12 protein-coding genes are annotated in these 12,529 nt (G+C 70.1%); 1 reads left to right on the forward strand and 11 read right to left on the reverse strand.

Annotated features, from left to right (window positions below):
• Positions 1-8: 8 nt before the first annotated feature.
• From IT072_RS15950 to groES, 11 genes are all read right to left on the reverse strand, one after another.
• Positions 9-1,697: an ABC-F family ATP-binding cassette domain-containing protein gene (locus tag IT072_RS15950; RefSeq protein WP_223357829.1), complete on the reverse strand. Its 1,689-nt coding sequence runs from the start codon at positions 1,695-1,697 to the stop codon at positions 9-11.
• A gap of 176 nt (positions 1,698-1,873) precedes the next feature.
• Positions 1,874-3,376: an IMP dehydrogenase gene (guaB, locus tag IT072_RS15955; protein ID WP_223357830.1), complete on the reverse strand. Its 1,503-nt coding sequence runs from the start codon at positions 3,374-3,376 to the stop codon at positions 1,874-1,876.
• A gap of 88 nt (positions 3,377-3,464) precedes the next feature.
• Positions 3,465-4,229 carry an amino acid ABC transporter ATP-binding protein gene (locus IT072_RS15960; protein WP_223357831.1) on the reverse strand — a complete coding sequence of 255 codons (765 nt, stop codon included), beginning with the start codon at positions 4,227-4,229 and terminating at the stop codon, positions 3,465-3,467.
• A complete protein-coding gene (locus IT072_RS15965; RefSeq protein WP_223357832.1) occupies positions 4,226-5,191 on the reverse strand; it encodes an amino acid ABC transporter permease in 966 nt (321 codons plus the stop codon). The genes IT072_RS15960 and IT072_RS15965 overlap by 4 nt, the downstream gene beginning before the upstream one ends.
• A gap of 10 nt (positions 5,192-5,201) precedes the next feature.
• A complete protein-coding gene (locus tag IT072_RS15970; RefSeq protein ID WP_223357833.1) occupies positions 5,202-6,101 on the reverse strand; it encodes a transporter substrate-binding domain-containing protein in 900 nt (299 codons plus the stop codon).
• On the reverse strand, positions 6,098-6,577 hold the full coding sequence (locus tag IT072_RS15975) for a DUF3830 family protein (protein ID WP_223357834.1): 480 nt from the start codon (positions 6,575-6,577) through the stop codon (positions 6,098-6,100). Before IT072_RS15975 ends, IT072_RS15970 begins: the two co-directional genes overlap by 4 nt.
• The gene (locus IT072_RS15980) at positions 6,574-7,296 is read right to left on the reverse strand and encodes a gamma-glutamyl-gamma-aminobutyrate hydrolase family protein (RefSeq protein WP_223357835.1); all 723 of its coding nucleotides are present in this window, start codon (positions 7,294-7,296) and stop codon (positions 6,574-6,576) included. Before IT072_RS15980 ends, IT072_RS15975 begins: the two co-directional genes overlap by 4 nt.
• Complete coding sequence (locus IT072_RS15985; protein WP_223357836.1) at positions 7,293-8,783, reverse strand: aldehyde dehydrogenase family protein; 1,491 nt, start codon at positions 8,781-8,783, stop codon at positions 7,293-7,295. The genes IT072_RS15980 and IT072_RS15985 overlap by 4 nt, the downstream gene beginning before the upstream one ends.
• Positions 8,784-8,879: 96 nt before the next feature.
• Positions 8,880-9,875 (reverse strand): Lrp/AsnC family transcriptional regulator, encoded by a 996-nt coding sequence (locus IT072_RS15990; protein ID WP_223357837.1) that lies wholly within the window; start codon positions 9,873-9,875, stop codon positions 8,880-8,882.
• A gap of 4 nt (positions 9,876-9,879) precedes the next feature.
• A complete protein-coding gene (gene rarD, locus IT072_RS15995; RefSeq protein WP_223357838.1) occupies positions 9,880-10,809 on the reverse strand; it encodes an EamA family transporter RarD in 930 nt (309 codons plus the stop codon).
• 84 nt (positions 10,810-10,893) lie between these two features.
• Positions 10,894-11,190 carry a co-chaperone GroES gene (groES, locus tag IT072_RS16000; RefSeq protein ID WP_223357839.1) on the reverse strand — a complete coding sequence of 99 codons (297 nt, stop codon included), beginning with the start codon at positions 11,188-11,190 and terminating at the stop codon, positions 10,894-10,896.
• Positions 11,191-11,326: 136 nt separating this feature from the next.
• Between groES and IT072_RS16005 the strand changes: the two genes are divergently transcribed.
• A complete protein-coding gene (locus IT072_RS16005; RefSeq protein ID WP_223357840.1) occupies positions 11,327-12,514 on the forward strand; it encodes a class I SAM-dependent methyltransferase in 1,188 nt (395 codons plus the stop codon).
• Positions 12,515-12,529 lie beyond the last annotated feature (15 nt).

Below are 12,529 nucleotides of genomic sequence, written 5' to 3' on the forward strand. Positions count from 1 at the left end.
ATGCGCGGCTAGCGCGCCCGCGTCACCCGTCTCTCGTCCCACACGGGCTCATCCGTCTCGTAGACCTCGCCGTCCGCCCCGAAGACCAGGAACCGGTCGAAGCCGCGCGCGAACCACCTGTCGTGCGTCACCGCGATCACGGTTCCCTCGTAGTCGGCGAGTCCGTCTTCCAGCGCTTCCGCCGAGACGAGGTCGAGGTTGTCGGTGGGCTCGTCGAGCAGCAGCAGCGTCGCGCCCGACAGCTCCAGGAGCAGGATCTGCAGGCGGGCCTGCTGGCCGCCGGAGAGCGACTCGAAGGTCTGCTCCGCCGACGCGGCCAGGCCGTAGCGGTCCAGCACGCGGCTGGCGGCCTCACGGGGCATGCCTGCACGCCGGTCGTCGCCGCGGTGGAGGATGTCGAGCAGCGTGCGACCGACCAGCTCGGGGTGCTCGTGCGCTTGCGCGAACAGGCCGGGAGCCACGCGGGCCCCGAGCTTCGCGACGCCGGTGTGCGGCACCGGCGGGCCCGCGTGCTCCGCCGCGGCGAGATGGCCGGCGCCGGGGTCGGGATCCGTGCCGCCTGCCGCGAGCAGGCGCAGGAAGTGCGACTTGCCCGAGCCGTTCGACCCGAGCACCGCGACGCGCTCACCGAACCAGATCTCCCCGTCGAAGGGACGCATCAGCCCGGTCAACTCGAGTCGCTGCAGCTCGGCGACGCGGCGGCCCGTACGGGACCCGGTCAGCCGCATCCGGACGCTCTGCTCGCGCGGCCGCTCCTGGGGAGGACCGGCCGCCTCGAACTTCGCGAGGCGCGTCTGTGCGGCCTGGTACGCGTTCGCCAGGTCGGAGTTGTACTTGGCCTTCTCCTTGAACCGCAGCACGAGGGCCTTGAGCTTGGCGTGCTCCTCGTCCCAGCGCCGGCGCAGCTCCTCGAGCCGGGCCATCCGCTCGTCGCGGGCCTGGTGGTACCCGCCGAAGCCGCCCCCGTGCGTCCACGTGCTGTTGCCTGCCGCGCCGAGTTCCAGCGTCAGGATGCGGTCGGCCGCGTTCGCGAGCAGTTCGCGGTCGTGCGAGACCAGCAGGACGGTCTTGGGCGTCGCCCGCAGCTGCTCCTCCAGCCAGCGCTTCGCCGGCACGTCGAGGTAGTTGTCCGGCTCGTCGAGGAGCAGCACCTGCTCCGGTCCGCGCAGCAGCGCCTCCAGCACCAGGCGTTTCTGCTCTCCACCGGAGAGGGTCCGAACCAGGCGGTACTGCGCCCGCTCGAACGGGACGCCGAGCGCGGAGACGGTGCAGTTGTCCCACACGACCTCCTGGTCGTACCCTCCGGCGTCGGCGTACTCGGCGAGGGCGTTCGCGTAGCGCAGCTGCGTGTCGGTCTCGTCACGCTCGATGATCGCCTCCTCGGCCGCCGCGAGGGCCTCGGCCGCCCGGCGGACCTCTGCGGGAGCGACGCCGACGAGCAGATCGCGCACCGTGCGGTCGTCACGCACGTGGCCGACGAACTGGTCCATGACGCCGAGGCCGCCGTCGATCACGACGCCGCCCGAATCGGGCCGGACCTCCCCGCGGATGATGCGCAGCAGAGTGGACTTGCCGGCTCCGTTCGCGCCGATCAGTGCGGAGACCGTGCCGTCGCCGACACGGAAGGAGACGTCGTCGAGCAGCGGTCGCCCATCGGCGAGTGTGTACGAGACGCCGGAGACGTCGATATGGCCCACGGTGGAACTCCTGGAGGACGGGTGGTGAGATGCCTCGCCGGTGGGCAAAGCCTTCCAGGATAGCGCGGTGGAGCTATGGGCAGCGCGAAGCGGTGCCGCGACCCCAGCGCCGAGGGAGCCTGCGACCGAGGGGCCGCCGCCCGCGTCGAATGCGAGCGGCGGCTTCGTGAGACGGTCTAGCGGCGGTAGTTCGGAGCCTCGACGACCATCTGGATGTCGTGCGGGTGCGACTCCTTCAACCCGGCCGCGGTGATGCGGACGAACTTGCCGCGCTCCTTCAGCTCGGTGATGGTGCGCGCACCGACGTAGAACATCGACTGGCGCAGGCCGCCGACGAGCTGGTAGGCGACGGCGGCGAGAGGTCCGCGATAGGGGACCTGCCCCTCGATGCCTTCGGCGATGAGCTGCTCGTCACTCGGCACGTCCGCCTGGAAGTAGCGGTCGCGGGAGTACGAGGTCTTCTTGCCACGGGTCTGCAGCGCGCCGAGCGAGCCCATGCCGCGGTAATTCTTGAACTGCTTGCCGTTGACGAAGACGAGGTCGCCGGGCGACTCGGCCGTGCCCGCGAGCAGCGACCCGAGCATGACGCTGTCCGCGCCGGCGACGAGCGCCTTGGCGATGTCGCCCGAATACTGCAGACCGCCGTCCGCGATCAGCGGCACACCGGCGGGACGCGCGGCGAGCGAGGCCTCATAGACCGCCGTGACCTGGGGCACGCCGACACCCGCGACGACACGCGTCGTGCAGATGGAACCCGGTCCGACACCGACCTTGATCGCGTCAGCTCCCGCGTCCACGAGCGCCTGGGCGCCGGTGCGGGTCGCGACGTTGCCGCCGATCACGTCGACGTGCGAGGCCCGCGGCTCGTGCTTGAGGCGGCTGACGATGTCGAGCACGCCGCGGCTGTCGCCGTTCGCGGTGTCGACGACGATGACGTCCACACCCGCGTCGACCAGCGTCATCGCGCGCTCCCACGCGTCGCCGAAGAAGCCGATCGCGGCGCCGACGCGCAGACGGCCCTCGTCGTCCTTGGTGGCGTCCGGGTACTTCTCGCTCTTGTCGAAGTCCTTCACGGTGATGAGACCGCGGAGCGTGCCGTCGGCGTCCACCAGGGGGAGCTTCTCGATCTTGTGCTCCGCGAAGATCGCGACCGCGGCGTCGGGGTCGATCCCGACCGGAGCGGTGATGAGCGGCTGGCGGGTCATGACGTCGCGCACCAGCGTCGTCGACCGCTCGAACGGGGAGACGAAACGCATGTCGCGGTTGGTGATGATGCCGACGAGCCGGCCGTCGCCCTCGACCACGGGGAGACCGCTGACGCGGAACTGGCCGCAGAGCGCGTCGACCTCCTCGACCGTCGCCTCGGGGGTCGTGGTCACCGGGTTGGTGATCATGCCGGACTCGGAGCGCTTCACCTTGTCGACGTGCGCCGCCTGGTCCTCGATGGAGAGGTTGCGGTGCAGGATGCCGATGCCGCCGTGGCGCGCCATCGCGACGGCCATGCGGGACTCGGTGACGGTGTCCATCGCGCTCGAGAGCAGCGGGGTCGCCATGGTGATGCGCTTGGTCAGGCGCGTCGAGGTGTCAGCCTCGCTCGGGATGACGTCGGTGTGCCCGGGGAGCAGCATGACGTCGTCGTAGGTCAAACCGATGAATCCGAACGGATCCGCCTGGTCCATTTCACCCCTATCAAGATGCGCGTATGTGGATGTCCCATGGTAACGGCTCCGGCCTGTGCTCTATTCCGAATCGGCTGGGCTTCGGCCGTCAGAGCACACGGGAGAGGAAGTCGCGCGTGCGCGCGTTGGCGGCGCCGTCGACCGTGAGGCGGTCGGAGGGGCCCGCCTCGACGATGCGCCCGTTCTCCATGAACACGAAACGGTCGCACACCTCCCGTGCGAATCCGATCTCGTGCGTGACGATCACCAGCGTCATGCCGGTCGTCGCGAGTCCCTTGATCACGTCCAGGACTTCGCTCACCAGTTCGGGGTCGAGCGCGCTCGTCGGCTCGTCGAAGAGCATGAGTTTCGGGTGCATGGCCAGGGCACGCGCGATGGCGACGCGCTGCTGCTGGCCGCCGGAGAGCTGCGCCGGGTAGGCGTCGGCCTTGTGGTCGAGGCCCACCTGGCGCAGGAGGTCGTGCGCCTCGGTGATCGCCTCCGCCTTCGGCCGCTTCAGCACGCCGACGGGCGCCTCGATCACGTTCTGCAGCACCGTCAGATGTGCGAACAGGTTGAAACTCTGGAACACCATCCCGATGTCCTGGCGCTGCCGCGCCTCGGCCCGGCCGGAGAGCTCGCGCATGACGCCTTTGCGAGGCTTCCAGCCGAGCTCCTCGCCGTCCAGGACGATGCGTCCGCGGTCGATGCGCTCGAGCATGTTCATGCACCGCAGGAGGGTGCTCTTCCCCGCGCCGGAGGGGCCGAGGAGGACGACGGTCTCGCCCCGCTCGACGTCGAGGCTCACGTCGTCGATGACGGTCACGTCGTCGTAACGCTTCGTGACGTCGGTCACCTGCAGGAAGGGGCTCATGCGCGGTTCTCCTTCGGCGCGGTGTCGGAGGCCGCCGCGTTCTCGGCGAGGGTGTCGTCCGGGGTGGCGGAGTCCGGGAGGATCGGGTCGGCGTCGATCGTCCGCCGGCCGACGCGCGACGGCGACGAGCGCAGAGCGCGCTCGATGAAGAACTGCCCGATCGACAGGATCGACACGACGATCATGTACCACAGGGTCGCGACGATCAGGAGCGGGACGATCCGGAAATTGGACGAGTAGATCTGCTGCACCGAGTACATGAGGTCGGGCACGGCGATGAAGGCGACGAGCGAGGTCGACTTCAACAGGTTGATGGTGTCGTTGGCGATCGGCGGGAGCGCGACCCGGAACGCCTGCGGGAAGACGATCTTCATCATGGTGCGCGTGCGCGTCATCCCCAGGGCGACGGCCGCCTCCCGCTGGCCGGTCGGCACGGATTGGATGGATGCGCGCAGGACCTCCGACGTGTAGGCCGCCTGCTGGAGTGAGAACGTCACGATCGCGGCGACCATCGGGTTGATGAGCTCCTGCGTGTTGATCGAGACGAACACCGGCCCGTAGGGGATTCCGAGGTCGATCGTCGGCCAGAGCAGCGACAGGTTGAAGGTCAGCACCAGCAGCACCAGCAGCGGGATCGACCGGAAGAACCAGACGTAGAGCCAGGCGAGCCCGCGCAGCACCGGGTTGTCGGAGAGCCGCATCGTGGCGAGCAGCGCTCCCAGGACGACGGCGACGACGATGGAGACCGCGGTGATGAGCAGCGTGCGGCCGAGACCGGCCAGCACGTCGTAGTTCAGGAAGTACTGCCCGATCGTCGGCCAGTCCAGGGCCTGGTTGAACGCCAGACCCTGGAGCCAGCCGAGCAGGAGGAGCACGAGCAGGGCGGCGACCACCCAGCGCGCGAGATGGCGGTTGGGGATGTGCGGCGCGAGGGCCGCCGATCCCTGTTCGTGTTCGGGCATGGGGGTGCTGCTACTCTCCGACGTTGGGGTTCGGGTTGACTTCTGCCTTGTCGATGGCGTCGCCCTCGACCCCGTACTTCTCGAGGATCTTGGTGTACTCGCCGTTCGCGATGAGCTCGTTGATGGAGTCGGCGAGCGCCTGCGCCATCCCGTTGCCCTTCTTGGTGGCGATACCGATGAGGACGAACTGGTACTTCGGGCCGCCGATGGTGAACTGACCCGACGACTGCTTCGAAATGTACCCGAGGTTCGTCAGCGTCGCCGTCGTGGCATCGACCTGCTTGCTGCTGACGGCGAGGGTCGCCGCCCCCTGGTCGGCGAAGGTCTGGACGTGGATCGCCTGCTTGCCGGCCGCGGTGCACTTCGTCGACTGCTCCTGGAGCACCGGGATGGCGCTGTCCGCCGCGACGACGGAGATCTTCAGGCCGCACAGGTCGTCCAGGCTCGACCCCAGGTCGGCGCCCTTCAGGCCCATGAACTGGTAATGGTCCTCGAGGAAGGAGACCTGGTCGAAGGTCTTCTCGCGCTCCGCTGTGACGTCGGCGCCGAACGCACCGAAGTACGTGCCGCTGTTGACGCCGAGGAGCGCGTTCTCGAACGAATCCTGCTTGAGGGTCACCTTCGTGCCCCAGGGGCCGCCGACGGCGGTGGCGAGGTCGGTGCTGATGCCGACGATCTTGCCGCCGTCGAGGTAGGCGTAGGGCGGGTACCCGGTGACGGCCGGCGCCACCAGGTCTTTGCCGGCGAACGCGTCGGGCAGCTTCACCGTCGCGGCCGAGGAGCCGGCGGAGGGGGTGCCCGACGAGGATGCCGTGCCGCTGCTGCAGCCGGTGAGCAGCGCGGCTGCTGCAGCCGCGATGCCGATGCCCGCGGCGAGGGGGCCGCGGAGCCGTGAACGTGTGATCGTCATTCGATTCTCCCGATGGTGAGTTTCTTCAGTCCGATGGTGCGGGTCTCCTGGCACGCCGCGGCGAACTCCTCGAGTCCGCTGGTGATCGACGCCCAGATGGTGCAGGGTGTCCAGCCGAGCGGGCCGAAGATCCGGCCGCCCTTGCCGTAGAAGATGCCGACCTCCCACAGCTCGAAGTCCAGCCCGGCCATGAGCTCCTTCGGCTGGAAGAACCAGACCAGGTCGCCCGCCGCGGGGATGACCTGCTGGTTCTCCGCCGGGAGGGCGGTCGGGTCGAACGTCTGCGCGCTCTGCGGCAGCCCGAACATGATCTCGGGTCCGGCGTACATCGCGTGCATGACATCGTCGCTCACGGGCGACTCCAGTGCGCTCCAGATCGCCTCGGCGGTCCGGGGCGCCGCGTCGAGCAGCAATGTCGCTTCCGCGCGCGGTCCCCCCTCGAACTCGAGGAAGATGCGCTTGGGGGTCGTGCTCACACGAACTCCTTTCTCTGTTGGATGGCAGCGGGGCGTCGGCGATAGGAATCGGCCGCCGCGATGAAGGGCGCGAGCAGGCGCGTCGCGTGCGCGCGCCCGTCCGGACCCGGCATCTTCTCCGGGTGCCACTGGACCGCGCGGAGGAAACGTGAGGCGTCCGTGCCGGCGACCGCCTCGACGGTCCCGTCGTCGGCACGGGCGGCGATGGACAGACCGGCGCCCAGACGATCGATCGCCTGGTGATGGATCGAGTTCACGATGCCGTCGTCGGGGAGGGAATCCGCGACCCAGCCGGCAGCGTCCACGATCCGGTGCCGGCTGAGCCGCTCCTCCCCGCGCCCGACAGCGGGGTGGTCCGGGGTGTGCGGGAGGTCGTCGACGAGCGTGCCGCCGCGGTGGACGTTGAGGACCTGGAGGCCGCGACAGATGCCGAAGACGGGCATCCCGAGCCGCTGGGCCTCCCCGAGGAGCGCCGACTCGGTGGCATCCCGCGGGCCGGACGCGACGTCCTGGCCTCCGGACAGCAGCAGGCCGTCGACGCGCTGGAGGAGCGCGACGGCGTCCGGCTCGACGACATCGGGAACGAGCACGGGGATGCCGCCGGCGGCCTGGACGCTGTCGGCGTACTCGCCGCCCAGCGTGTACAGGTCCGTCCGGGCGCCGAGGACGGTCGGCACGGCCCGGCGCCAGACCGTGACGGCGATGATCGGCCCGGTCATGCGCCCAGCTCGATCCACGTGCTCTTCACGTCCGTGTACTTGTCGACGGCGTGGGCGCCCTTGTCCCGGCCGAATCCGCTGTCCCCCACGCCGCCGAAGGGCATCGACATGTCGCCCTCCTCGTAGCAGTTGACCCAGACGGTCCCCGCGCGGAGACAACGGGACACGCGGTGGGCCGCGGAGAGGTCGCGGGTCCAGAGACCGGCTCCGAGGCCGAAGGGCGTGCCGTTGGCGACAGCGACCGCCTCGTCGACGCTGTCGACCGCGAGGACGGAGAGCACCGGTCCGAACACCTCCGCCTGGGCGATCTCCATCTCGGGCCGTACGCCGGTGAGCACGATCGGGGCGACGTAGCTGCCCTTCCCCGTGCCGATGTCGTAGCGGGAGGCGCTCCCGGCCGCGAGAACGGCGCCGTCGGCGAGCGCCCGGTCGACGAAGCCCAGGATGCGCTCGAGCTGCCGTTCGCTGACGACGGCCCCGCTCGGGGCGTCCCCCGCCAGCGGGTCGGCCGGCGCCATCGCGACCGCCTGGGCGATGGCCGCCTCCACGGCCGCGTCGTGCACGTCCCGCAGGACCACCATGCGCGACGACGCGCTGCACATCTGACCCTGGTTGTAGAACGCACCCCAGGCGCTGGTGCGGCCGGCCGCCTCCACGTCGGCGTCGCTCAGGACGACCGAGGCCGACTTGCCGCCGAGCTCGGGCCACACCCGCTTGCCGTTCGACTCCGCCGAGTAGAGGAGGAAGCGGCGTCCGACCCCGACGGAGCCGGTGAACGTCAGGACGTCGACGCCGGGATGACGACCGAGAGCCTCGCCGACCGTGTCCCCGCGGCCCGGTACCACGTTGAGCACGCCCGCGGGCAGTCCCGCCTCGAGCGCCAGCTCGGCGAGACGCAGGGCGGAGACGCTGGTCTGCTCGGCCGGCTTCAGCACGACACTGTTGCCCGCGACGAGCGCGGGGCCGAGCTTCCAGGCGGTCATCGTCAGTGGGAAGTTCCACGGCACGACGGCTCCGACCACCCCGGCCGGCTCGCGCGTCACCAGGGCGAGGGCGTCGGGGGTCGCTTGGGGGGCCTCGTCCGACAGCTTGTCGGCGAGCTGTCCGTACCACCGCAGGCACTGTGCCACCGCCCGCAGCTCGACTCCGAGGGCATCCTGGACGGGCTTCCCCATCTCGAGCGAGATGCGCAGGGCGAGCTCTCGGGCGTTGGCTTCGACGAGGTCGCCGAACCGGACCAGCGTGCGTCCGCGTTCGACGGCAGCGCAGCGGGACCATGCGCCACCGTCGAACGCGGCGCGCGCGGAACGCACCGCGGCATCCACGTCCGAGGCGACGCCGTCGGCGACGGTCGCGAGCACCGCTCCGTCGCGCGGGCTGACGAGGTCGAACCCGGCGGCGGCGTCGGAGAGGAGCCGGCGGCCGCCGATGAGCGGCGCGGTGTCCCACTCCAGGTTCTCCGCCTCATCCTGCCAGGTGTCGCGCATTGCCGCCCTCTCTCCAGTAGTTGAAGTGAGGTTATGCGTTAACGGCCACTATCGCAATCAAAAACTACGCTTTCGGCCACTTCTGCAACAAGATGTTTACAAATCAGCCACATCCACCGAATCGGAGACGAGCATCGGGCCGCGACGGACGGGCTGCAGCACCACCGAGGTCTGCGCCTGCGTCACGCCGAGCGCCGCGACATCCTCGGTGAGGAACCGGTAGAGCGCGTGCTCGTCCTCCACCACGCAGTCCACCAGCACCTGCGTCGCCCCGGTGCACGCCGCGCAGAAGCGGACGGACGGGTGCCGGCCGAGCGCGGCGCCGACCTCCTCGACCCGGTCCGGAGACACCTGGAGCCAGGTGAGCGCCTCGACACGCAGCCCGTGCAGAGCCGGACTGATCTCGGTGCGCACATGGAGGACTCCCGCCCCCAGCAGTGCGTCGAGTCGCCGCTTCACGGTCGGCGGCGTGACGCCGATGCGGTCGGCGACATCGCTCGCCGTCGCGCGGCCATCCTCTGCGAGCACGGCCACGAGTCGGTCGTCGTCGGCGGAGAGGACCATCCGTCCCCCGGCACGCGGCGTGTCGCTGACGCCGTTGCGCAGGTGCGCGAGCACAGCCGGCGGAAGAGGGATGGCGGTCCAGTCGAACCCGGACCGGAAGTACTTGAGCACTGTCCCGACGCGCACGGAGACCAGGTGATCGAGTTCGGGGAGGTCCTCCACGACCAGGCGCGCACTGTCCTCGGGGGTACGCGGCATCAGCTGGCAGATCACGTCGGCTCCGCTCTCCAGCACCGAGACGCTCGAGGCGTCGGTGCGGGTGGCGAGGGCGCGCGCGACGGCGACGGCGTGCCCGGGTCGAGTTCCGATCTGGATGACGAGCGGACGCGCGTCGCCGACCATCGTCGTGTCGAGGTAGGTGGAGACGCGCACGGCCCCCACGTCGAGCAGTCGCTGCCCGCGGCGCGCGACCGTGCGCACGGGGGCGTCGAGCACGGTCGCGATGAGCCCCCAGCTGGCACGGCCGTTCGCCTGCAGCGCCGCCGCGATACGGGAGTCGAGTTCGTCGAAGTCGGTCGAGATGGCCACGGCCCTACGCTAGCCGCGCATCCCGGCGCGTGGCGCGAGCGGAGAGGATCATGTCGGCGCTGAGGACGACGAGTGCGAGCCAGACGATCCCGAATCCGAGCCACCGCTCGGGCGGCATCGCCTCGTGCAGCACGAACACGCCGACGAGGAACTGGATGAGCGGGGTGATGTACTGCACGAAGCCCATGTACACCAGGGGGAGGCGACGCGACGCCGCCGCGAAGAACAGCAAAGGCACCGCTGTGACCACGCCCGCGCCGGCGAGTGCGACCGCGTGCCAGACGCCGTACGCCCCGAGGGTGATGCCCGCGGTCATGCCCACGACGACGAGCTGCACCACCGCGACAGGCGTGAGCCACATCGTCTCGAGAGTGAGACCGGAGACCGCGTCGACGGCGGGGCCGACGCGCTTCTTGATCAGCCCGTAGAGCCCGAACGACAAGGCGAGCACCAGCGCGATCCACGGGAACGCCCCGTAGCCGACCGCCAGCACGACCACCGCGACGGCGCTCAGACCGACCGCCACCCACTGAGCCGGGCGCAGCCCCTCCCGCTGCACGAGCACCCCGAGCAGGATGGTGACGATCGGGTTGATGAAGTATCCGAGAGCCGCCTCGACGACGTGGCCGGTCACGGTGGCGAGCACGTACGTCTGCCAGTTGACATAGATGAGGGCTCCAGCGAGCGCCATCGTGAACAGGATGCGCGGGGTGCGCAGCAGCCCGATGAACGGACGCCACGCCCGCGTGACGGTCAGCAGAAGTGCGCAGAAGACCAGCGAGAACACGACCCGCCAGGCGACGATCTCCCACGCGGTGGCCGGAGCCAGGGCGATGAAGTAGAGGGTCAGCACACCCCACAGCACATGTGCGGAGAGGGCGAAGATCAGTCCGGAGGTGCGGTGGTCGGCCGCGCGGGGAGAAGGTGGTGGCACCCGACCGACTCTAGCCACAGCGGCCGACGAACGACGACGGCCCGGATGCCAGAGGCATCCGGGCCGATCGTGGAGCGGGGTGCGTCAGCGGACGACGACCGCGAGCACGTCGCGGGCCGAGAGCACGAGGAAGTCCTCGCCGCCGAACTTGACCTCGGTGCCACCGTACTTGGAGTAGATGACCTTGTCGCCGACGGCGACGTCGAGGGGGATGCGGTTGCCGTTGTCGTCGATGCGGCCGGGGCCCACGGCGACGACCTCGCCCTCCTGCGGCTTCTCCTTGGCGGTGTCGGGGATGACCAGACCGGACGCAGTGGTCTGCTCAGCCTCGACCTGCTTGATGACGATGCGATCTTCGAGCGGCTTGATGGAGACCGACACGTTGACCCCTTTCCTATGACGAACGGTGTCTTGACAGAAGACGTGATTAGCAGCCTCGCACTGCGAGTGCTAACAGGAGTCTAGAGGGTGCGTTAGCAGTCACGCAACGTGAGTGCCAAGAGGTAGCGTGAGGATCATGGACCGGTCCGAATTCCTCGAACTGCTGAGCCCGGAGGGGCTCCGGCTGCTCGACTCCCTTCCGCCGTACCAGACGGAGAAGGACGTGGTCCGGCTCGTCTCGGATCTGCGCAAGCAGGGCCACGCCCCCGGCCTCGTGGCCGCTGTGCTGACGCAGTCGAAGCTGCGGCGGAAGGCCGTCGCGAAATTCGGCGACTTCGCCTCCCGGATGCTCTTCACGGAGGCCGGCCTCGAACAGGCGACGCGTCTCGCGGTGGCCGCCCGGCATGCGGGCCGCTTCCGCTCCGCGGGCCTCACCCGCGTCGCCGACCTCGGCTGCGGGATCGGCGGCGACGCCCTCGCCGTCGCGGCGATCGAGCTGGACGTGACGGCCGTCGAGGCCGACGAGGTCACGGCCGCGATCGCGGCGTACAACCTGGCTCCGTTCCCGAACGCGACGGTGGTGCACGGCCGCGCCGAGGACGCCGATCTGCGCAGCGTCGACGCCGTCTTCCTCGACCCCGCGCGTCGCACCGCCGGCCACACGCAGACCGAGCGGCTCACCGACCCCGACGACTACACCCCCTCGCTCGGCTTCGCCTACGAACTCGCGACCGGCCGGTCGGTCGGGCTCAAGCTGGGCCCCGGATTCGATCGCGACCTCATCCCGTCGAACGCCGAGGCGCAGTGGATCTCGTCCGACGGGCAGGTCGTCGAGCTCGGCCTCTGGTTCGGCGCGCTCGCGCGGCCGCACATCCGCCGCGCCGCGCTGGTGCTGCGCGGCGACGAGGCCCATGAGCTCACGGCGGAGAGCGACAGCGAGGACGCCGAGACCGGCGAACTCGGCGAATACGTCTACGAGCCCGACGGCTCCGTCATCCGCGCTCGATTGATCGGCGACCTCGCCCGGCAGCTGGACGGCCGGATGGTCGCCGACGGCATCGCCTACATCACGGCGGACCACGCGATGCCGACGCCGTTCGCCGCCGGATTCCGGGTGCTCGAGACGCTGCCGTACGGGGAGCGGGATCTGAGGCGGGCCCTGCGCGAGCGCGGCGTCGGCTCCCTGGAGATCAAGAAGCGCGGCGTGGATGTCGATCCCGCCGCGCTCCGCAGACGTCTGGCGCTCGCAGGCGACCGCTCGGCGACCCTGATCCTGACCCGGATCGCCGGGCGGCACACCGCCCTGCTGGCCGAGCGGCTCTGAGGCCGCCCGGCCAGC

The organism is Leifsonia sp. ZF2019 (assembly GCF_019924635.1).
Classification (GTDB): domain Bacteria; phylum Actinomycetota; class Actinomycetes; order Actinomycetales; family Microbacteriaceae; genus Leifsonia.

Coding starts and splice junctions, on each gene's coding strand:
- IT072_RS15980 (WP_223357835.1), bottom strand. CDS start 7,296: ATGACCGGGCCGATCATCGCCGTCACGGTCTGGCGCCGGGCCGTGCCG.
- IT072_RS16005 (WP_223357840.1), top strand. CDS start 11,327: ATGGACCGGTCCGAATTCCTCGAACTGCTGAGCCCGGAGGGGCTCCGG.
- guaB (WP_223357830.1), bottom strand. CDS start 3,376: ATGGACCAGGCGGATCCGTTCGGATTCATCGGTTTGACCTACGACGAC.
- IT072_RS15985 (WP_223357836.1), bottom strand. CDS start 8,783: ATGCGCGACACCTGGCAGGATGAGGCGGAGAACCTGGAGTGGGACACC.
- IT072_RS15965 (WP_223357832.1), bottom strand. CDS start 5,191: ATGCCCGAACACGAACAGGGATCGGCGGCCCTCGCGCCGCACATCCCC.
- IT072_RS15970 (WP_223357833.1), bottom strand. CDS start 6,101: ATGACGATCACACGTTCACGGCTCCGCGGCCCCCTCGCCGCGGGCATC.
- IT072_RS15960 (WP_223357831.1), bottom strand. CDS start 4,229: ATGAGCCCCTTCCTGCAGGTGACCGACGTCACGAAGCGTTACGACGAC.